This window comes from Cronobacter dublinensis subsp. dublinensis LMG 23823 (assembly GCF_001277235.1).
In the GTDB taxonomy this organism is placed as follows: Bacteria; Pseudomonadota; Gammaproteobacteria; order Enterobacterales; family Enterobacteriaceae; genus Cronobacter; species Cronobacter dublinensis.
In genome coordinates this window covers 2,071,675-2,091,014 of record NZ_CP012266.1, presented here as the reverse complement: position 1 = coordinate 2,091,014, position 19,340 = coordinate 2,071,675, and the positions used below count along the sequence as shown (strand labels likewise).

General features: G+C 53.4%; 21 protein-coding genes. 13 read left to right on the top strand and 8 right to left on the bottom strand.

Annotated elements, in window-relative coordinates; translation table 11 throughout:
* Nucleotides 1-59: 59 nt before the first annotated feature.
* Nucleotides 60-260 carry a hypothetical protein gene (locus AFK67_RS09540; protein WP_007723547.1) on the bottom strand — a complete coding sequence of 67 codons (201 nt, stop codon included), beginning with the start codon at nucleotides 258-260 and terminating at the stop codon, nucleotides 60-62.
* A gap of 133 nt (nucleotides 261-393) precedes the next feature.
* Between AFK67_RS09540 and AFK67_RS09535 the strand changes: the two genes are divergently transcribed.
* The 7 genes from AFK67_RS09535 to AFK67_RS09505 all read left to right on the top strand — a co-directional run bounded on the left by AFK67_RS09535 (nucleotide 394) and on the right by AFK67_RS09505 (nucleotide 5,773).
* Entirely contained in the window at nucleotides 394-765 is a 372-nt protein-coding gene (locus AFK67_RS09535; protein ID WP_007723545.1) for a putative T6SS immunity periplasmic lipoprotein, read from the top strand.
* A gap of 302 nt (nucleotides 766-1,067) precedes the next feature.
* Nucleotides 1,068-2,084 carry an acyltransferase family protein gene (locus AFK67_RS09530; protein ID WP_144421359.1) on the top strand — a complete coding sequence of 339 codons (1,017 nt, stop codon included), beginning with the start codon at nucleotides 1,068-1,070 and terminating at the stop codon, nucleotides 2,082-2,084.
* Nucleotides 2,081-2,989, top strand: a complete 909-nt coding sequence (locus tag AFK67_RS09525; protein ID WP_032966665.1) for an acyltransferase — start codon at nucleotides 2,081-2,083, stop codon at nucleotides 2,987-2,989. The genes AFK67_RS09530 and AFK67_RS09525 overlap by 4 nt, the downstream gene beginning before the upstream one ends.
* A 411-nt stretch (nucleotides 2,990-3,400) precedes the next feature.
* A complete protein-coding gene (locus AFK67_RS09520) occupies nucleotides 3,401-3,721 on the top strand; it encodes a hypothetical protein (RefSeq protein WP_007714457.1) in 321 nt (106 codons plus the stop codon).
* Nucleotides 3,722-4,144: 423 nt separating this feature from the next.
* Nucleotides 4,145-4,762, top strand: coding sequence for a hypothetical protein (locus AFK67_RS09515; RefSeq protein ID WP_032966668.1), 618 nt, complete (start codon nucleotides 4,145-4,147; stop codon nucleotides 4,760-4,762).
* Nucleotides 4,755-5,240: an NUDIX hydrolase gene (locus tag AFK67_RS22810; RefSeq protein WP_071602736.1), complete on the top strand. Its 486-nt coding sequence runs from the start codon at nucleotides 4,755-4,757 to the stop codon at nucleotides 5,238-5,240. Before AFK67_RS09515 ends, AFK67_RS22810 begins: the two co-directional genes overlap by 8 nt.
* Before the next feature lie 260 nt (nucleotides 5,241-5,500).
* Nucleotides 5,501-5,773, top strand: a complete 273-nt coding sequence (locus AFK67_RS09505; protein ID WP_032966670.1) for a hypothetical protein — start codon at nucleotides 5,501-5,503, stop codon at nucleotides 5,771-5,773.
* A 263-nt stretch (nucleotides 5,774-6,036) separates the two neighbouring features.
* On the opposite strand, the gene AFK67_RS09500 is transcribed toward AFK67_RS09505, so the two are convergent.
* The 7 genes from AFK67_RS09500 to AFK67_RS09470 form a co-directional block, all read right to left on the bottom strand.
* Nucleotides 6,037-6,342 (bottom strand): hypothetical protein, encoded by a 306-nt coding sequence (locus tag AFK67_RS09500; RefSeq protein WP_007714463.1) that lies wholly within the window; start codon nucleotides 6,340-6,342, stop codon nucleotides 6,037-6,039.
* Between the two features lie 234 nt (nucleotides 6,343-6,576).
* Nucleotides 6,577-8,001: an aminobutyraldehyde dehydrogenase gene (gene patD, locus AFK67_RS09495; RefSeq protein ID WP_007714467.1), complete on the bottom strand. Its 1,425-nt coding sequence runs from the start codon at nucleotides 7,999-8,001 to the stop codon at nucleotides 6,577-6,579.
* 17 nt (nucleotides 8,002-8,018) lie between these two features.
* Nucleotides 8,019-8,825, bottom strand: a complete 807-nt coding sequence (locus tag AFK67_RS09490; protein WP_038883723.1) for an ABC transporter permease — start codon at nucleotides 8,823-8,825, stop codon at nucleotides 8,019-8,021.
* Nucleotides 8,815-9,759, bottom strand: coding sequence for an ABC transporter permease (locus tag AFK67_RS09485; RefSeq protein ID WP_007714472.1), 945 nt, complete (start codon nucleotides 9,757-9,759; stop codon nucleotides 8,815-8,817). The genes AFK67_RS09490 and AFK67_RS09485 overlap by 11 nt, the downstream gene beginning before the upstream one ends.
* Before the next feature lies 1 nt (nucleotide 9,760).
* A complete protein-coding gene (locus AFK67_RS09480; protein ID WP_032966673.1) occupies nucleotides 9,761-10,771 on the bottom strand; it encodes an ABC transporter ATP-binding protein in 1,011 nt (336 codons plus the stop codon).
* Nucleotides 10,772-10,784: 13 nt separating this feature from the next.
* On the bottom strand, nucleotides 10,785-11,930 hold the full coding sequence (ydcS, locus tag AFK67_RS09475; protein ID WP_007714480.1) for a putative ABC transporter substrate-binding protein YdcS: 1,146 nt from the start codon (nucleotides 11,928-11,930) through the stop codon (nucleotides 10,785-10,787).
* Nucleotides 11,931-12,299: 369 nt separating this feature from the next.
* The gene (locus AFK67_RS09470) at nucleotides 12,300-13,742 is read right to left on the bottom strand and encodes an aminotransferase-like domain-containing protein (protein ID WP_038883727.1); all 1,443 of its coding nucleotides are present in this window, start codon (nucleotides 13,740-13,742) and stop codon (nucleotides 12,300-12,302) included.
* Between the two features lie 197 nt (nucleotides 13,743-13,939).
* Here AFK67_RS09470 and AFK67_RS09465 point away from each other — a divergent pair, with 197 nt between their 5' ends.
* From AFK67_RS09465 to AFK67_RS09445, 6 genes are all read left to right on the top strand, one after another.
* On the top strand, nucleotides 13,940-15,349 hold the full coding sequence (locus tag AFK67_RS09465) for a cytochrome ubiquinol oxidase subunit I (protein ID WP_007714490.1): 1,410 nt from the start codon (nucleotides 13,940-13,942) through the stop codon (nucleotides 15,347-15,349).
* Complete coding sequence (cydB, locus tag AFK67_RS09460) at nucleotides 15,349-16,359, top strand: cytochrome d ubiquinol oxidase subunit II (protein ID WP_007714492.1); 1,011 nt, start codon at nucleotides 15,349-15,351, stop codon at nucleotides 16,357-16,359. The genes AFK67_RS09465 and cydB overlap by 1 nt, the downstream gene beginning before the upstream one ends.
* Entirely contained in the window at nucleotides 16,359-16,496 is a 138-nt protein-coding gene (locus tag AFK67_RS21750; protein WP_007714495.1) for a DUF2474 domain-containing protein, read from the top strand. Before cydB ends, AFK67_RS21750 begins: the two co-directional genes overlap by 1 nt.
* Nucleotides 16,497-16,620: 124 nt before the next feature.
* Entirely contained in the window at nucleotides 16,621-17,190 is a 570-nt protein-coding gene (locus tag AFK67_RS09455) for a TetR/AcrR family transcriptional regulator (protein WP_007714498.1), read from the top strand.
* A 3-nt stretch (nucleotides 17,191-17,193) separates the two neighbouring features.
* A complete protein-coding gene (locus AFK67_RS09450; RefSeq protein WP_007714501.1) occupies nucleotides 17,194-17,523 on the top strand; it encodes an SMR family transporter in 330 nt (109 codons plus the stop codon).
* Between the two features lie 405 nt (nucleotides 17,524-17,928).
* Nucleotides 17,929-19,332, top strand: a complete 1,404-nt coding sequence (locus AFK67_RS09445; RefSeq protein ID WP_007714503.1) for a glycoside-pentoside-hexuronide (GPH):cation symporter — start codon at nucleotides 17,929-17,931, stop codon at nucleotides 19,330-19,332.
* Nucleotides 19,333-19,340 lie beyond the last annotated feature (8 nt).

The following is a 19,340-nucleotide window of genomic DNA, read 5'->3' as shown; positions in this document are numbered from 1 at the left end:
TATAATGGTACAGAATTTTTGCCTGCCGGACACCCCGGCAGGCGTGGGATGGCGAAGGTTTATGCGGAAAGTTTGCCGGTCTGGGCGACTTCGTCAAGCCGCTGCTGCATCTCTTTTAAGTTATCGAGCAGATTCGTGTCCGCCTCGGTGGCCGTGTCGCCTTTGCCGGTAATGACAAAGTGATAATTTTCTTCGCGACAGGTGGCCGTGTATTCATAGGCCCCGCCCGGCTGCTGTTTTTTGTCGATGGACAGTGACATACATCCTCCTTTCAGGTCGTCATCTCTTAAAAGGTAGAGTATTTTCGTGCGTTGCGTCGGTTTGCGCGCCGGTTATGGGATGGCGGAAGGTTCGGCCCGTTCGCCGTTATGGTTCACAAAGAAAGGCGTTGCTATGAAAAACGGATTCATACTGGCGGGCGTGCTCCTCACGGGCTGCGGGAGCGTTGACGATCTTAGCGCGCGTTATACCTCCGAAACCCCCGTGTCGGTTGAGCGTCAGGGGCAGAATGTCTGTCTGCAACTCCCTCTGCTGCCGGGTGAGAAGATCGTCTCGGCGATGGTGTATAACGCCCGTGAGCCGTTGAAGCAGACGATTTTCCCTCCTGCGAAGCAGGCCGTCTCCGGCACGTTTTGCATCACGCCCGCGGAGTTTACCTTTGCGGCAGGCAACGATTACCAGGCGGTGATTGAGGTCAATACGGCCCGCGATAATAAAAAATCGACCCGCCGCGCGTTTGGGGCGGTGATTCGCTTTGCTCATTAGAATGCCTCGTTTTCGTGCGCGATAAGCAGCTGTTGCGCGCGGACGTGAAGCGCATCTGCCCTGCAATAAACGCGCGTGTTACCTGCCATTTCTGATGTCTGAATCGGTGTTAGCCAGAAGGTCTGCTTTTCACTCTCACAGGCACGGCCAACATCGAAATGCGTATGGTTGAGGCAACAAGACAGATGACCGCCAGGGTCTGTTGCATGGCCCGGTGAATGACATTGATTTCAATCGGAAAAATTAGATTACCATAAGTGTCAGTGATAGAATCGCTCGAAATATTTATACTTGTGATAATAATGAAGAGCGAAATCGATAACATTCAAATACTTAGGGCTGTCGCTGCGCTTATGGTGGTAACAAGCCATTTTCTCAGTGGCACTGTTGGCGGCATTTTCAAATATAACGGTGGGTTTGGCGTCGATATATTTTTTGTTATTAGCGGATTTCTGATGGTTTATACTCAAAGAGATGATAAAAATTCAGTCTCTTTTTTGACCTCACGAATCCGCCGCATTTACCCTTTATATATCATAGTTTCGTTACCTCTCATTTTAACAACGTTTCCATTAGAGCGTTTTCTTGCAATAGCAGGTAACTTTCTTTTACTTCCCGGCCTTAATTTTCCTCAATACCACATGGCCAACGATCCTGCCTGGACGCTTGTCTATGAAATGATCTTCTATGTGATGTTCACGGCATCTTTGCTGGTGACAAAAGAGCCTGTGAAAGTGAGTTTAATAACATGTTCAATAATCATATTATGCCTGTTATTTGTGGGCACACACCAAAGGCTCGGCTGGGTTAACCTCGGTTACATTCTTTCAGATAAATTGATGTTGAATTTTGCGGCAGGCTGTATTCTTGCACTGTTGTTTAAACATATAAATATCAAAGTGAACTTTTTTATAGGGGTATCGCTAATCGCAGTATTCTGTTATCTGGCGTTAAACACCTTAACCCCCTTTGAGCGCATCTATAAATATGGCCTCCCGGCGATTGCCATCGTTGCAATAGCATTGATAACGAATCCGGGCAAAGGTCATATTTATACTTTTTTCCATAAAATTGGCGATGCGTCATACAGTATTTACCTGACTCATATCTATGTAATAATTCTCTTTAAGCAGTTCGTTGCAACCAATCATCAAAATTGGTTTGTATTATATTACTCATCATTTTGCTTCATGGTGTTTGCAGTTTTACTTGGTATGCTAATTTGTAAACTGATTGAAAAACCAATGGATTCCTGGCTTAAACTCTTATTTAAAAATTTTTCTTTTGCCCGCCTCAACGCTAAGAGGAATGACGCATGAAAAGAGACTACTCCATTGATTTCGCGAGAGTCATCTCATGCTTTTTAGTAGTAATGACCCATGTCTCTGCGTACTGGAACTATAAGTTCCAGTCGGAGTGGGAAGTGGTGAACTTTTATAATTCTTTATCGCGATGCGCAGTACCTGTCTTTGTTATGATCTCCGGCGCACTTCTGATTAAAAAAGATATTCAGATTCTGGAGTTCTACAAAAAGAAAATTCCGCAGGCTTTTATCTATCTTCTTTCGTGGTCAGTTTTTTATTACGTCATTTTTAGTAATAATGAAAAAGGATTTGTTGATTTTCTTCAAACCTTTTTCACAAAACAAACCATGTACCATCTCTGGTATATTTATTTTATTGTGGGAATGTATTTGCTCACCCCTTTCCTTTCAATGATTTATTATTCACTGGATGAAAAGCAGCGTTTAACTGCCTTAATTTTAATACTTATTTTCTACCAGGCGAACTTATTCCAGTCACTGACCGGCATTAATCTTTCAGGGAAGTTTAATTTTGCCTACTTCATCACTCTGAACTGGTATATGATGATAGGAAAATATATCCATGACATAGTGCTGCGAGGCAATAACACCTTAAGAGTCCTTACGTTATTTTCTCTATCAATTTTTGCAACAGCGGTTTTTAACAGCTGGCACTCTCATTACATTGGCAAGCCTGTATCTACTTTTTTGGATAACTATGCGTTAAATACAGCAATAGCAGCAATGTGTATTTTATACCTTTCAAAAACCGAACTTCCTGAAAAAATTAAAGTTCTGGCATCCAAAATATCCCCTTACACTTTTGCGATCTACTGCGTCCATCCGGCTATACTCATACCGTTAAGGCCCTACGTCTGGGAATACCGGTGGGGAGGTTATATGGTAATATATTTGCCCTGAGTTTGTATTGTCATGTTTCTGCTTTCGCTGGCGGCTGCCGTTGTGCTCAAGCATACGCCTTTAATAAAAAGATGCTGCTAAAACCATTATAAAAGCAGGGTTATGAGAAGATGCAAGGTTTATCTCCTGGTCCAGGGACATCAGGTTTGATGTAGTGTGGTCAATGAAGGGGATGACTCCAGCGGCTATGCCAACCCTGGCACAGTTGATAAATGGTTTCACAGCCAGACCGCGTATGGATTACTCTCTTGGCGGAAGCCTGGCGGGATAACCCTAAAAGGCCTGATCAAATATCAGGGTAGGATATATCGCAATCTGTCTATATGTTGTGGTTTCAGCCCTTCAGCAATAAGCTGCTGAAGAACATCGTTAAGAGAGGGATGGCTGATTACCTCTGCTTGAGGAACTGTTATGGCTTCCGATATGCTTATTGCCCGTCTTGAAAAACGCATTGAAACGCTTGAGAAAGAAAACCTTGAGCTCGCCGAGTGGAAAAAAGAGATTCAGCAAGAGATCGATAATATAAAAGGCAATAATCAACATCTCATCATCAGAAGTGAACTCACCCTCTATACGCTTTCTGCGCTCATCACATCCGGTTCGCTGAAAGGCATTTCCATTGACCAGCTAATAGACGATGCGACATTTGACCCTTCAGACATTGGCGATGACGTCATTTCCAAAGAGAAAGAGATTGTTGCTACGGTGCTGAAAAAGGTAAAAGGCCTATAACTTGCTGTCTGATAAGGAGATCCGCAGGGGTCTCTTTATTATTAATCGACACTTTCCAAGGTTCATCTTCGCCTTTAATTGTGGTTCTGGCAATGCGACTACATCGAGGTGGTCATGCTGCTCCATACACATCAGCGAAAGCGGATGCTGACTGAGAGTGCACTTTTCTTTCCCCGCTCAAGGATTTGTGGGTAAGCGTCGCCGAATGCGAGCAGAGATTGACGCTGTCGCGTGATGGCGTTGACGTTCTCCCTGTGAAGTCTGATGCCCTCTTTTGGAATCCGCATAGCAATAATGTTATGATTGGAGCTTCCTGAATTTGAGAGTATAAAAGATTCTCGAGCGTTATGTAGCGTATCGGTTCAGCACAAAATTAGCTCCAACCGTGAAATTATTAAATTAAGATTTCTGCCAGGGGTTCCAATGTTAGCATCAAAAGATTTTCTGATGTCAGTCTATGAAAGATGCAATGAGCACATTAAAGAACAGTCTTCAAAAAGAGATCAGACTATAGCATTCTATCTGGTTATCCTGTCGTTTTACATCGGTTCATATACGTCCGTCAGTAAAATGATGTCCAGTGAATATTCAACCATCCTTTTAAATCTGGTTGTATGTTTGATTGGCGGAATGACAATCAGAACCCTTTCAGGTTTACGCTCATGGCAAATGCAATACACTGACTCTGCCCTGGCGCTTAATAAAATACTCTCAAGAGATAATTTTGATTTTAACGACGTTAATGAAAGCATAAAATCATTTTTTCTTCTACAGAAGAAAAAGTATAGCAATATGGGTTTCCGCAGGATGCTAAAAGGGATTGAAAACAGAGTCATATTTTGCATAATCTTAATCTCTGGATTTCCAACAGCGATACTTGTAAAAGAAACTTTCTTATTGCTAAAAGTTAACAATGAGATATTCACCAACCTTGTTAAAGTGCTCGTTTATTTAACGTACGTTTTATTCTATCTTTATAACACGCGAACCATCATACGACGTTCTGCTAATGAACCAACATGGATTGTTAATTTTGAATAAATTAATTTTTGAAAACAATGTGTTGTCGGTCTCAGTTAACGAACTGGGTTACCTTAAGATCAACCAGAAAAATGGTGGCGTGGTAATTATTCCTGCCTATAAAACCAAATATGCAATCATTCAACACTTGAGGAATGGTGAGGTTTTGCATGAATTTCCTCGCGGATTCCTTGAGCCTGCCGAAACGCATATAGAAGGTGCGGAAAGAGAACTAAAAGAGGAGCTTAACTTAGAATCAATCGATAGTTATTCACTCGGCCAATTAATAACCGACTCAGGATTGATAACCGATAAAATTCAAGCGGTGATTTGTAATGTTAATGACATAAGTCTGCTTAACCCTCAAAAAGACGAAGGTGTTATTTGCTGCGAATTTTACTCAAAGGGCGAGATCTTCGACATGATAAAAAAAGGTTTAATAAAAGATAACTTCACCCTGTCAGCTTTTATGCTGTTGATTGCAAAAGCATCAGATTAAGCTGTGGCGCTGAGGTTTAAAAAATCTCACCGCGCTTTGCTTAGCGCCAGAAACGCTTACTTAAGCCGTGCGTAATTATTATACTTAAGACAGCGCGCGCTCTCTTTTTTTCGACGGCATATGATGTCTTCACAGCAGGGTAAGAGTGATAACATATTACGTTGTTAATAGCGCTCATGATTAATCTTTTAGATATTCGGTTAGCGATTGACAACGAGAGTATTTGGCATTGCCATAAAATGGGTAACCATGGGAACGATATGATTATTAACAGCAGCAACATCGCTACATTTGACATTAGCAATAACCTGCATTTGGTCATCAAAATTGTGGGCAAAAGTCACAGACGCGGATCTGAATCCGCAATTAATTGTTCTGGTTTCAACATCAACAAGGAGTTAGTTGATGGCATGACTGTTGGTGAGTATCAAGAGATGATTAAAAGACGATTTCATGAATCTGATCCTCAGTTCTCACTAACCAAGCATCTGAAATACGATATTGAAAAAGGGTATTTAGAATTGCATGGGTAGAATTTATTCAGACAACATAAGGTCGCTACGGCGGCCTTTTTTATGACTCGCTTAAGCCATCGTCGATGGAGCAGTGAAGGAATAATATAGTGAGATGATCAGATGACCAGGTAGGCCTGAGGATTAGGGAAATCTACGACGGGTCGGTTATCTGATTGAATGCTCTTAACCAAAACAGGAGGCGAAGGCCTGTTCTGGTTAACGAGATATCTAGCCCTTGTTGTCTTTTTACCCCTCTCAGTAGCGCTTTTTCCAGCCGCCTGTTACCGGGTAGTGAAGCTGATGATGCTTGTTCCGTTCAGGCTGTATAGCCCGCTTCGCTTTATGGATTTGCCGTTTTTCTGCTTCACGCTGGCCGTCAGAGTTTCACAGCGGATTGAAAAATTCTGTTTCAGAACAAGCTGGATAGCTTCTTCAACGTCTTCCGTTTCATATAAATCCTCTGTTTTATCTCCGCCAGGGGGAACAACACGGTAAGCAATTTTACCGGTCGCCTTGTTTTCCATCATGACAGGATAAAGCTTGTCACCGCTGCTGTGTGTCAAAACCAGTTTTTCAGTATGTCTCATAGGTGCATCTCCTTTTTTGCGGAATTTATAAAGCTGAAATGGGAGACGCAAGAAAAATTTAAGCACACGGCGGACACCCGGCAAAACGTTACGTTTCGCGGCATCGACAAAGCATATAACGCACTGGTAAATCGCGGCCTGTCATCTACTGAGTCACACAAATGCAAAGGTTATTTTGTGGTCCATGCAAAGTGGCTGATATCTGAACACTCCCGATATCAGCCACTTCTCCCCTTAGTGTTTTATCATGACATGCCGCACCACGGTGTAATCTTCAAGTCCGTACATCGACATATCCTTGCCGTAGCCGGAGAGTTTCTGACCGCCGTGGGGCATTTCGCTGACCAGCATAAAGTGCGTGTTCACCCAGGTGCAGCCATATTGCAGCCGGGCGCTGAGGCGGTGCGCGCGGCCGACGTCGCGGGTCCAGACGGATGACGCGAGGCCGTATTGCGAGTCGTTGGCGTACTCCAGCGCCTGAGCTTCATCTTCAAACGGCGTGACGCTGACCACCGGGCCGAAGACTTCGCGCTGCACAATCACGTCTTCCTGCTTCGCGCCTGCCAGTACCGTCGGCTGGAAGTAATAGCCCGGCCCGTCGACTTTCTCCCCACCCGTCACCACGCGGATATGCGCCAGCGCTTTCGCGGCCTCCACCGCCTGGATGACGCGATTCAGATGCGCCTGCGAACTAAGCGGCCCGAGCTCGGTGCTTTCATCTTCCGGCGCGCCCGTTTTCAGGCTGCTGACCGCCGCGCCGAGCTTTTCCACCAGTTGGTCATAAATCCCTTTTTGCGCATAGATGCGGCACGCCGCCGTGCAGTCCTGGCCCGCGTTATAGAAGCCGAACGTGCGAATGCCTTCCACCACGGCGTCGAGATCGGCGTCGTCAAACACCAGCACGGGCGCTTTACCGCCGAGCTCCATATGGGTGCGCTTTATCGACGACGCGGTGCGGCTGATGATGTGCTCGCCGGTAGCAATAGAGCCGGTGAGCGAGACCATGCGCACTTTTTCATGACCAGTCAGCGGGTCGCCCACCGTCTGGCCGCGACCAAACAAGACATTCAGCACGCCTGCCGGGAAGATATCTTTTGCGAGTTCGGCCAGTTTAAACGCGGTGAGCGGCGTTATCTCCGAGGGCTTCAGCACCACGCAGTTACCCGCCGCCAGCGCGGGCGCGAGCTTCCAGGCGGCCATCATCAGCGGGTAGTTCCAGGGCGCGATGGACGCCACCACCCCCACCGGGTCGCGGCGGATCATCGAGGTGTGATCCGCCAGATATTCGCCTGCAGCAAGCCCGTTCAGGCAGCGCGAGGCACCGGCGAAGAAACGAAACACGTCGGCCACCGCCGGGATTTCATCGCCCGCTACGCAGTGCAGCGGTTTGCCGCAGTTTTGGGATTCGAGCTGCGCGAACGTCTGCGCGTTCTGCTCGATGACGTCCGCGAGTTTAAGCAGCGCCCCGGCGCGTTCTTTGGGCGTGGTGAGACGCCACTGTGTAAACGCCGCGTCGGCGGCGTTGACCGCCTCATCCACCTGCTCTGCGCTGGCTTCGGCAATCTCAATCAGCACCTCGCCAGTGGCGGGGTTATAGACGGGCAGGCGCTCGCCCTTGCCTTCCACCAGCGCGCCGTTAATCAGTAATTGACTCTGCATAGCGTGTTCCTTTGAGGTTATTTGCCGCTACCGGCGACAGTTTCATCATCGCGCGTCAGCCACCAGGCCCCGAGGATGGGGATCATGGTGAGGATCATGACGCACAGCGCCACCACGTTGGTTACCGGCACGTCGCGCGGGCGACCGAGCTGGTTCAGCAGCCACAGCGGCAGCGTGCGCTCGTGGCCTGCGGTAAACGTGGTGACAATAATTTCATCGAACGAGAGCGCGAAGGCGAGCATGCCGCCCGCCAGCAGCGCGGTGCCGAGGTTCGGCATAATGATGTAGCGAAAGGTCTGCCAGCCGTCCGCGCCGAGATCCATCGAGGCCTCTACCTGGCTCCAGGCGGTGCGCCGCAGCCGCGCGATAACATTGTTAAAGACCACTACCACGCAGAAGGTGGCGTGGCCGACCACCATCGTGAGAAAGCCGGGCTCAATGTCTGCCTGTTTGAATGCCGTCAGCAGCGCGATACCGGTGATAATGCCCGGCAGCGCAATCGGCAGCAGCAACAGCAGCGATACCGCGCTTTTGCCGAAAAACTCCCGTCGCCAGAGCGCGGCGGCGGCGAGCGTGCCGAGAACGAGCGCCAGCAGCGTCGCGATCAGCGCCACTTTAAGTGACAACGTCACGGCATCAAGAATATCAGCGCGCTGCGCCGCAATCTCAAACCAGCGCAGCGTGAAGCCCTTCGGCGGAAAACTAAACGCCGACTCTTCGGTGTTAAAGGCGTAAAGCGCGATGATCGCCAGCGGAAAGTGCAGGAAAATCACGCCGCCCCAGGCGGCGATTTTAAGCGGCCACGGCGCGCGGTCAGAGTGCATCGAACGCTCCCAGGCGCTTCACGAACGCCAGATAAACGGCAATCAGGACAATCGGCACCAGCGTAAACGCCGCCGCCATCGGCATATTGCCGATAGCCCCCTGCTGAGAATAGACCATGTTGCCGATGAAAAAGCCCGGCGGGCCCACCAGCTGCGGGACGATGAAATCCCCAAGCGTTAACGAGAAGGTGAAAATCGAGCCTGCCGCAATGCCCGGCACCGCGAGCGGCAGCACCACATGGCGGAAGGTTTGCGCGGGTTTCGCGCCGAGGTCGGCGGAGGCCTGCAACAGCGACGGCGGCAGACGCTCCAGCGCCGCCTGCACCGGCAGGATCATAAACGGCAGCCAGATATAGACGAACACCAGAAACCGCCCCAGCCCGGAGGTGGAGAGCGTATTGCCGCCGATGCCCGGCAGCGTCAGCAGCGCGGTGAGAGCCCCTTCGAGCCCCATATGTTGCAAAAACCACTGCGCCACGCCGTCGCGCGCCAGCAGCAGCGTCCACGCATAGGCCTTGACGATATAGCTCGCCCACATCGGCAGCATCACGGCGATATAGAAAAACGCCTTCAGCTTGCCGCGGGTGTAGCGCGCCATATACCAGGCCATCGGGAACGCCAGAACGGCGCAGGCGAGAGAGACGGCGACCGCCATCACCAGCGTGCGCACAATAATGTCGTAATTGGCGGGGTTAAAGAGCGCGCGCAGGTTGGCGAGCGTCAGATCCGGCGTTACCGACATCGTGAAGTCGTCGAAGGTGTAAAACCCCTGCCATAAGAGCGTCAGGAGCGAGCCGAGATAGACGATGCCGAACCACATCAGCGGCGGCAGCAATAACAGGAACAGCCAGAGCGTCGGCCGCCGCCAGAGGAGCGTCGCGAAACGCCGCAGCAGGCCGCCGCTGTGCGCGGGAGGTGGGAGCGTCATATCCATCTTACCCCTCGCTCAGCCGGATCATGGCGGCGCGCGCCCAGGAGGCCATCACCGCCTGGCCTGCGCACAGCAGCGGCGCATCCGGCGCGGGCGACGGATTGGCCTGGCTTACCAGCAGCGTATCACCGCTCTCAAGCGCCAGCTCAAAGCGCGTGGCGGCGCCCTGGAACTGCACCGCCTGCACCGTGCCGCGCACCTGGATTTCACCGGGTTCGTTAAGCCGGATATGCTCCGGGCGCAGCGAAAACCTGCCCGGCGCGCCGCCGAGCTGCTGCGTCAGGGCGTCGCTCAGCACGTTGGCGGTGCCGACGAACCCCGCGACAAACGGCGTGCGCGGGCGCATGTAAAGCTCGCGCGGCGCGTCGATCTGTTCGATGCGCCCGTTATTGAACACCGCCACGCGGTCAGACATCGACAGCGCCTCGCTCTGATCGTGCGTGACGAACACAAAGGTAATACCCAGCGAGCGTTGCAGGTTTTTTAATTCGACCTGCATCTGCTCGCGCAGTTTGAGATCGAGCGCGCCGAGCGGCTCATCCAGCAGCAGGACGCGCGGCTGATTGACCAGCGCGCGGGCGATGGCGACGCGCTGACGCTGTCCGCCGGAGAGCTGCGACGGTTTGCGCGCATGGGTAAAGCCGAGCGCGACGCGCTCCAGCGCCTCGCGGGCGCGGGCAAGCCGCGTCTTTTTATCGACGCCTTTGACCATCAGCCCGTAAGCGACATTCTCCAGCACCGACATATGGGGAAACAGCGCGTAATCCTGAAACACCGTATTGACGTCGCGCGCCCAGGGCGGCAGCTGGCTCGCCTCCTGGCCAAACAGGCGGATCGCGCCCTCGCTTAACTGTTCAAAGCCCGCAATCATGCGCAGACAGGTGGTTTTGCCGGAGCCGGACGGCCCCAGCATGGAGAAAAACTCCCCGTCTTCGATGGTCATGCTGACGTTATCCACCGCCCGCACGTCGCCATAGTGGCGGGAAACCTGCTGAAACTCCACTGCATAAGCCATACGTCCCCCGCGCTTAGCGACCGCCCATAATAGCGATGTAATCCTGCGTCCAGCGGCTGTACGGTACGTATTTCCCGCCCTGCGCGACCGGCGTTTTCCAGAAGGCGATTTTGTCGAAGAAGGTAAAGCCGTTGGTTTCGCAGCCCTTCTCCCCGAGCAGCGTGCTGGCCTTACAGCCTTCCGGCACCGCCGGGAGCGAGCCGAACCAGGCGGCGACATCGCCCTGCACTTTCGGCGTCAGCGACCAGTCCATCCATTTGTAGGCACAGTTGGGGTGTTTCGCGTCAGCGTGCAGCATGGTGGTGTCCGCCCAGCCGGTCACGCCCTCTTTCGGAAAGACGGTAGCGATGGGCTGGCCTTCGTTTTTCAGCGCATTCGCCTGATACGGCCAGGCGCTGGCGGCCACCACGCCCTCGTTTTTAAAATCGCTCATCTGCACGGTGGTGTCATGCCAGTAGCGGTGGATCAGCTGATGCTGATCGCGCAGCGCTTTCAGTACCGCGCCGTATTGCGCCTCAGTAAGCTGGTAAGGGTCGGTGATGCCGAGTTCCGGCTGGGTTGCTTTGACGTAGAGCGCGGCGTCAGCGATATAAATCGGCCCGTCATAGGCCTGCACGCGGCCCTGGTTGGATTTGCCATCCGCCAGCGCCTGTTTGACAAACAGCACGGCCCAGCTGTCCGGCGGCGTCGGGAAGGCTTTGGTGTTATACATCAGCAGGTTCGGTCCCCACTGGTACGGCGTGCCGTAGACCTTGCCGTTGAGGTTGAACCATTCGCCTTTTACCAGGCGCGGATCGACGTTTTTCCAGTTGGGGATAAGCGCAGTGTTAATCGGCTGGACGCGTTTGCCCATGATGAGACGCAGCGAGGCGTCGCCCGAGGCGGTAACCAGATCATAGCCGCCTTTGGCCATCAGGCTGACCATTTCATCCGACGTCGCTGCGGTTTTGACGTTCACCGCGCAGCCGGAGGATTTTTCGAACTCGGTTACCCAGTCGTAGGCTTTATCCGTCTGGCCGCGTTCGATGTAGCCAGGCCAGGCAATGATATCGAGGCGGCCTTCACCCTGGCCGAGTTGAGAAAGCGGCTCGGCGGCGCTGGCGATACAGGTCGTCAGGCACAGCGCGGCGGCCGCGCTAAGCGCGAAAGAATGGGTCATGGTCGTTACTCCTGTCTGAATTATTAGTCGGCCGCCGTGCCGTAAAAATATCTCCCAAAATAACCATATACAGGCGCGGATAAACGCGCCTGCGCACGCTTGCGGAATTTATTCAGGTTGTGACAAACCGCGCACTCTTTATTGTTTCGGTGCTGAAGTTGCATAAAAGCAGCTGCGTTTTTTCACAGTGTAGACAGACGCTTAGCGTTGTGAAGCGTTTTCCGTTAACTATTATGATTTCGTATGCGTCGGCCAAAGCACTATTAACAGAAATAATCCCTGCGCAATAAGCCTTACTGGCGCAGGGATTTTTATTTCGGCAATAACCTGTTCTTTATTTGAGAATATAAAAGACAATAAACGCGCGGATTATTCCGCGAGGGATCCGATAGCGCGCGGCGCGTTTTTCAGCGCCTCGCGGATAAGCGCGCCTAAAGTTTTCACCGCCTGCTCTTCGCGCTCGTCCCACGCCCAGGAGGCGTTGAAGCGAAAATAGTTATGCCAGAGATTACCGGTGGTGAACATTCTTCCCGGCGCGATGCTTATCTGGTGCGCCAGCGCGCGCTCGTGCAGCTTTCCTGCGTCGAGCGGCGCGGGCAGTTCGACCCAGAGAAAATAACCGCTCTCGCTGCGATGGATTTTCACCGCGGCCGGGAAATGCCGGCGCAGCGACTGCCACGCGGCCTGTTTGCGCTCGGCGAGAAGGCGGCGCAGCCGCCGCAGGTGCGTGTCGTAGCGCCGGGTGGCGAGGTAATCCACCAGCGCCATCTGCATTGGCGAACTGGTCGAGAGCGTGCTCATCAGTTGCAGCTGCTGAATGCGCCGCGCATGTCGCCCCGCCGCCACCCAGCCGATGCGAAAGCCGGCCACCAGACATTTAGAAAATGACGAGCAATGGAGCGTCAGCCCCTGATTGTCCCAGGCTTTAACCGGCAGCGGCTTTTCGCGCCCGTAATAGAGTTCGCTGTAGACGTCATCTTCGATAAGCACGACCTGATGGCGCGCCAGCAGCGCCATCAGCTGCTGCTTTTTCTCCGCGCTCAGGGTAAAGCCGAGCGGGTTCTGGGCGTTGCTCATCAGCCAGCAGGCTTTGACCGGGTAGTCCTGGAGTGCCTTCTCCAGCGCGTCGAGATCGATCCCCTGCTGCGCGTCGGTGGCGACCGACAACGCCTTAAGCCGCAGGCGCTCCAGCGCCTGTAACGCGCCGTAAAAACAGGGGTTTTCGATAATCACCCAGTCGCCGGGCTCGGTCACGGCCTGCAGGCTGAGGTTCAGGGCCTCAAGCGCGCCTGCGGTGATGACAATTTCATCCGGCGAAACATTCATGCCCTGCATCGCGTAGCGGCGCGCGATGGCGTGGCGCAGCGCCTCGTTGCCCGGCGGCAGGTTCTCAATAACGCTCATGGCGTTCGCCGATCGGCTGACGCTCGACAGCGACCGGTTGAGCTGCGCCAGCGGAAAGAGGCGCGGATCGGGGAACGCGGAGCCGAACGGCACCACGGCGGCATCGGTGCTCGCCTGGAGCACGTCGAAAATATAGGTGTTGATGTCGACCTGCTCGTCGCGCGTCACCTGTTCAAGCGCCTGCGGCGCGCGGGCGGAGGGTTTCGGCGCGACGTAATAACCCGACTGCGGGCGCGCCACGATGACGCCCTGGCTTTCCAGCGTCTGGTAGGCGTGGCTGACAGTCATAAAGCTCATGCCGCTGTTCACCACCTGCTCGCGCAGGGAGGGCAGCCGGTCGCCGGGGTGCCAGACCCCAAGCGCAATCTGGTCGGTTATCTGCTGGGCCAGCCGCTCATATTTTTTCATCGCACCTCGCGGCATCCGGCCGCTTTCACAAGGGGTTAACGTAAAACGATTATCATCGTGCCGTCTGGTTAGATCAGGCAAGCAAAATCGCAACTTTTTATTTAACTGTTATAGTCAAATAACGTCTTTCTGTTTCTGCACGTTCGTGCTGCCCCTGATTACCATTGTCGCGGACAACTTTATGTCATGAGGTTTGCATGTTTGGTTTAGATGCGTTTCATCTGGCAAGGATTCAGTTCGCTTTTACTGTCTCTTTCCACATTATTTTCCCCGCTATCACTATCGGTCTCGCCAGTTATCTCGCGGTGCTGGAAGGGCTTTGGGTAAAAACGAAAAATCCGGTCTGGCGCTCGCTGTACCATTTCTGGTCGAAAATTTTCGCCGTTAACTTCGGCATGGGCGTGGTGTCCGGCCTGGTGATGGCGTATCAGTTCGGCACCAACTGGAGCGGTTTTTCGCAGTTCGCCGGCAGCATTACCGGCCCGCTGCTCACCTATGAAGTGCTGACCGCCTTCTTCCTCGAAGCCGGTTTCCTCGGCGTGATGCTGTTTGGCTGGAACAAAGTTGGCCCCGGCCTGCACTTTTTCTCCACCTGCATGGTGGCGCTCGGCACGCTGATTTCGACGTTCTGGATCCTCGCCTCCAACAGCTGGATGCATACGCCGCAGGGCTTTGAGATCCACAACGGCCAGGTGGTGCCGGTGGACTGGGTGGCGGTGATTTTCAACCCGTCGTTCCCGTATCGCCTGCTGCATATGTCGGTCGCGGCGTTCTTAAGCAGCGCGTTTTTTGTCGGCGCCTCCGCCGCCTGGCATCTGCTGCGCGGCAACGACACGCCCGCTATTCGCAAAATGTTCTCAATGGCGCTGTGGATGGCGCTGATTGTCGCCCCGATCCAGGCAATGATTGGCGATATGCACGGGCTTAACACACTTAAGCATCAGCCTGCCAAGATTGCCGCCATTGAAGGCCACTGGGAAAACCCGCCGGGCGAGGCGACGCCGCTGACGCTGTTCGGCATCCCGGATATGGACGAAGAGCGCACCAAATACGCGCTGGAAGTGCCTAAACTCGGCAGCATCATTCTGACGCACAGCCTCGATAAACAGGTGCCCGCGCTGAAAGAGTTTCCGAAAGATGAACGGCCAAACTCCACCATCGTCTTCTGGTCATTCCGCATTATGGTGGCGATGGGGCTCTTAATGATCCTGCTGGGCGTGGTGAGCGTCTGGCTGCGCTATAAAAACCGGCTCTATACCTCGCGTCCGTTCCACCACTTCGCGCTCTGGATGGGCCCGGCCGGGCTGATTGCCATTCTCGCGGGTTGGGTAACGACCGAAGTGGGCCGCCAGCCGTGGGTGGTGTATGGCCTGCAACGCACGCGGGACGCGGTCTCCGGTCACGGCGATTTGCAGATGAGCCTGAGCCTTATCGCCTTTATCGTGGTGTATACCTCGGTGTTCGGCGTCGGCTACAGCTATATGGTGCGACTGATTAAAAAAGGGCCGCAGCCGCTGGATGATATTCCTTCCAGCACCGACGGCAGGCCAGCGCGTCCGCTCTCGGCGGCAGGCGAATCTCTGGAAAGCGCAGAGGAGAAAGCGTAATGGGTATCGATCTTTCCATCATCTGGTTTGTGATAATCGTCTTCGCCACGCTGATGTATATCGTGATGGATGGCTTTGATCTCGGCATCGGCATTCTGTTTCCGTTCGTGCGTGACGGCCACGACCGCGACGTGATGGTCAACAGCGTGGCGCCGGTGTGGGACGGCAACGAGACGTGGCTGGTGCTGGGCGGCGCCGGGCTGTTCGGCGCGTTCCCGCTGGCCTACGCCGTGATCATCGACGCGCTGACCATTCCGCTGACGTTAATGCTGATCGGGCTGATTTTCCGTGGCGTGGCGTTCGAGTTCCGCTTCAAGGCGACGCCAGCGCACCGTCCGTTCTGGGATAAAGCGTTTCTGAGCGGGTCAATACTCGCCACCTTCTGCCAGGGCATCGTGGTAGGGGCGGTGCTCAATGGCTTTAAGGTCACGGGCCGCACTTTCAGCGGCTCGGCGCTGGACTGGCTGACGCCCTTTAACCTCTTCTGCGGCGTGGGGCTGGTGGTCGCTTATGCGCTGCTTGGTGCGAGCTGGATAGTCATGAAAAGCGAAAACCAGCTGCACCAGAATATGCGTCGCCTGGCGCGCTCGCTGCTGCTGGCGCTGCTGGTCGTGATTGCCATTATCAGCGCCTGGACGCCGCTTGCGCATCAGGCCATTGCCGATCGCTGGTTTACCCTGCCGAACCTCTGGTTCCTGCTGCCGGTACCGGTGCTGGTGGCGCTCTTCAGCCTGTGGCTCTGGCGTCAGCTGGCGAACCCGGCGAGCCATACGCTGCCGTTCGTCCTGACGCTGGGGCTGATTTTCTTAGGCTTCAGCGGGCTTGGCATCAGCATCTGGCCGCATATTATTCCGCCGGATATCACGCTCTGGGAGGCCGCTGCGCCGCCCGCAAGCCAGGGCTTTATGCTGGTGGGCGCGCTGCTGATTATCCCGATAATCCTGGTGTACACCTTCTGGAGCTACTATGTATTTCGCGGCAAAGTCCAGCATGGGGAGGGTTATCACTGATGGAACATCACGATTCGCCATACTGGAAAAAACTGCTGTGGCTGGTGGTTATCTGGTCGGCCAGCGTGCTGGCGCTTGGTGCGGTCAGCATGGTGCTGCGCCTGCTGATGAGCGCCGCCGGGCTGAAAACGCATTAATCTCTCTGGGGCCAGCCGCGACGCTGGCCTTTTCTTTTCTGTACGCTTTCCCACTCGTCCCCCTGTTGTTACCCCCCGCAAAAACGCTTATCATTAAACAATCCATCCAGACGGATTGTTTAACATGAGCCAGGCACATCATCGTTCAAAATCACCGGAAATTGTGCGCCAGACGCTGCTTGACTGCGCCGCGCAGGTCATCGCCGAACAGGGGCTTACAGGCCTGACGCAGGAGAAAGTGATCCGTCGTGCTGGCGTCAGCAAAGGCGGCTTACAGCACCACTTTCCTACCCGCCAGGCGCTGGTAGACGGCGTAGTAGCGCAGTTACAGCAGGCGCTGCTTGAGGAGATCCACACGCTAATGGCGCAGGATCCCAACCCAAAAGGCCGGGCGACGCGTGCCTATATACATGCCTGTGTTAGAGCGATGCCGGACAGTGAACAGGCAGTGCATCGCGCGCTGATGACCGCGCTCTTCGCCGACCCGGCGCTGCAACAAAACTGGGGACAATTTATCAGTGAAACTTTGCCGCGCGATGAAGACGACAGCGCGGCACCTGACATCGCCCGGCGTCGCCTGCTCTGCCGCATGGCCGCCGACGGGCTCTGGTTTGCCGCGCTGTGCGGCGATCACACGATGCCGCCAGACGATCGGGCGGCGTTAATTGAGACACTGTTAGCCATGACGGAGTAACGTATGACCTGGGTGCTGCTATCGGTAGCGATTGTTTGTGAAGTGATTGGCACGACGTTTTTGAAACTGTCGGAAGGGTTCAGCCGCCTGGTCCCGACGCTGGTGACGGCCGTCTGTTACGGCATTGCCTTCTGGTGTTTAAGCGTCACCATGCGCACCATTCCGACCGGCATTATCTACGCCATCTGGTCCGGGGTGGGTATTGTACTGATAGGCATCGTGGGCTGGATCTTCCTTGGTCAGAAGCTTGACCTGCCCGCCATGCTCGGCATGGGGCTGATTATTGCGGGCGTTATCGTGATTAACCTCTTCTCCCGTGCAGTGGCGCACTGAGCGCGCGCCGGGCGGTTCCGCCCGGCCATCGCTTTTACTTATTATTCCCTCCCTGCCAGGCCTGAACGTATTGCTTTGCAAACCTAAGGATAATCCTAATACGGTAAATATATTTTTATTAGGCCCTCACATATAGTCACATCATTATTAAGCCTATAAGCGCAGCGGTAAATAATACGTTCAAATATACCCGCGATTATTTCCTACAAGTATAATCACTTTAAGAAACCAATTACCTCGACACGCTCATTTTCATTCGAAATTACGGTATGTATTTTTTTGTCATTTATATGGATGAGATGCGGCAATTATAAAATATAAAAAGCGCACCACATCGCACCGTGAATTCCTCCGCTACCTTATGCTCACCCTGGCTTTCAGGTTATTCATTCAACGAGGTTTATCATGGTGCAGCAATCGGCAGTGCTGGATAAAGTGGCTCCTGCCCAGGACCGGCTGACGGTCAGGGAGAAATTAGGTTTCGGATTTGGTGATGCGGCCTGCAATATGAGCTGGGGACCGGTGACCATGTTTTTAACCTGGTTCTATACCGATATCTTTGGATTAAACGCGGCGCTTATCGCGACGATGTTTTTAGTGGTACGTCTGCTCGACGCTTTTATCGATCCGGTGATCGGCGCGCTCGCCGACCGTTATCCGACCCGCCACGGTCGTTTTCGTCCGTGGATCCTCTACGGCTGCGTGCCCTTTTGCGCCATCTGTATCTTCGCGTTTTATACGCCCGATTTAACCGGCGGCGCGAAAGAAATCTACGCCTTCGTCACCTATTTATTGCTCTCGGTCCTCTACAGCACGGTGAATATTCCTTACTGCTCGCTCGGCAGCGTCATTACTGCCAACCCTGTTGACCGCGTGGCCTGCCAGTCCTACCGCTTCACGATGGCTAACAGCGCCGTGCTGCTCTGCTCGCTGACCCTGCTGCCGCTGGTGGATTATCTCGGCGGCGGCAACCAGCAGAAAGGCTTTTTTATTACCAACGCCATGTTCTCGGTGATTGGCCTGTGTCTGTTTTTACTCTGCTTTTTTAATACCCGCGAGCGCATTATGCCGCAGCGTGAAAAGCAGGAAAATATCGTGCGTAATTTCCGCTCGGCGTTCAAAAATGACCAGTGGTTAATGGTCGTCGCCGGAATGTTTATCGGCTGTATTCCCGCCTTTGTCTGCGGCGGCGCTACTATCTATTTCACCAAATATTTAATGCATCTGGATAACACCATGACCACGCTGTTTATCAGTATTGGCGTGGTGGCCTGCGTGCTGGGCAATCTCGCGACCAGTTTCGTCACCCGTTATATTTGCAAAGTGAAACTGTATATCTCGGTGGGCTTTATTACGGCGGGCATTTCGGTCGTCATTTATTTTGTTGACCCGCAAAATGTGATGCTGATCTTTATTCTCAACACGCTACGCGCCTGGATTGGGGCCATCACCGTCCCGGTATTCTGGTCGTTTATCGCGGATGCCGACGATTATGGCGAGTGGAAACTGAAAAAACGCATGTCCGGTATTTACGCCTCCGGCAACCTGTTCGCGTTAAAAGTGAGTCTCGCTATTGGCGGCGCCATCACCGCGCTGGTGCTCTCCGCCACCCATTATGTGCCGGAAGCCGCCGTCCAGACGCCCGCCACCCAGCAGGCCATTATGATGCTGATTACTTTTATTCCGGCCATCGGCGGCGTGCTGACCTCCACCATATTCCTGTTCTACAAGCTGGATAAAAAGACGATGCAGAAAATTCAGGATGACCTGAGCGTCGGGAAATATGCCAGCGATTCCGCCCTTCGTTAATAAGGAGA

Excerpts from the sequence above, each read along its gene's own strand:
- AFK67_RS09540 (WP_007723547.1), bottom strand. The coding sequence starts at position 260 with ATGTCACTGTCCATCGACAAAAAACAGCAGCCGGGCGGGGCCTATGAA.
- AFK67_RS09535 (WP_007723545.1), top strand. The coding sequence starts at position 394 with ATGAAAAACGGATTCATACTGGCGGGCGTGCTCCTCACGGGCTGCGGG.
- AFK67_RS09530 (WP_144421359.1), top strand. The coding sequence starts at position 1,068 with ATGAAGAGCGAAATCGATAACATTCAAATACTTAGGGCTGTCGCTGCG.
- AFK67_RS09525 (WP_032966665.1), top strand. The coding sequence starts at position 2,081 with ATGAAAAGAGACTACTCCATTGATTTCGCGAGAGTCATCTCATGCTTT.
- AFK67_RS09520 (WP_007714457.1), top strand. The coding sequence starts at position 3,401 with ATGGCTTCCGATATGCTTATTGCCCGTCTTGAAAAACGCATTGAAACG.
- AFK67_RS09515 (WP_032966668.1), top strand. The coding sequence starts at position 4,145 with ATGTTAGCATCAAAAGATTTTCTGATGTCAGTCTATGAAAGATGCAAT.
- AFK67_RS09505 (WP_032966670.1), top strand. The coding sequence starts at position 5,501 with ATGATTATTAACAGCAGCAACATCGCTACATTTGACATTAGCAATAAC.
- AFK67_RS09500 (WP_007714463.1), bottom strand. The coding sequence starts at position 6,342 with ATGAGACATACTGAAAAACTGGTTTTGACACACAGCAGCGGTGACAAG.
- patD (WP_007714467.1), bottom strand. The coding sequence starts at position 8,001 with ATGCAGAGTCAATTACTGATTAACGGCGCGCTGGTGGAAGGCAAGGGC.
- AFK67_RS09490 (WP_038883723.1), bottom strand. The coding sequence starts at position 8,825 with ATGCACTCTGACCGCGCGCCGTGGCCGCTTAAAATCGCCGCCTGGGGC.
- AFK67_RS09485 (WP_007714472.1), bottom strand. The coding sequence starts at position 9,759 with ATGGATATGACGCTCCCACCTCCCGCGCACAGCGGCGGCCTGCTGCGG.
- AFK67_RS09480 (WP_032966673.1), bottom strand. The coding sequence starts at position 10,771 with ATGGCTTATGCAGTGGAGTTTCAGCAGGTTTCCCGCCACTATGGCGAC.
- ydcS (WP_007714480.1), bottom strand. The coding sequence starts at position 11,930 with ATGACCCATTCTTTCGCGCTTAGCGCGGCCGCCGCGCTGTGCCTGACG.
- AFK67_RS09470 (WP_038883727.1), bottom strand. The coding sequence starts at position 13,742 with ATGAAAAAATATGAGCGGCTGGCCCAGCAGATAACCGACCAGATTGCG.
- AFK67_RS09465 (WP_007714490.1), top strand. The coding sequence starts at position 13,940 with ATGTTTGGTTTAGATGCGTTTCATCTGGCAAGGATTCAGTTCGCTTTT.
- cydB (WP_007714492.1), top strand. The coding sequence starts at position 15,349 with ATGGGTATCGATCTTTCCATCATCTGGTTTGTGATAATCGTCTTCGCC.
- AFK67_RS21750 (WP_007714495.1), top strand. The coding sequence starts at position 16,359 with ATGGAACATCACGATTCGCCATACTGGAAAAAACTGCTGTGGCTGGTG.
- AFK67_RS09455 (WP_007714498.1), top strand. The coding sequence starts at position 16,621 with ATGAGCCAGGCACATCATCGTTCAAAATCACCGGAAATTGTGCGCCAG.
- AFK67_RS09450 (WP_007714501.1), top strand. The coding sequence starts at position 17,194 with ATGACCTGGGTGCTGCTATCGGTAGCGATTGTTTGTGAAGTGATTGGC.
- AFK67_RS09445 (WP_007714503.1), top strand. The coding sequence starts at position 17,929 with ATGGTGCAGCAATCGGCAGTGCTGGATAAAGTGGCTCCTGCCCAGGAC.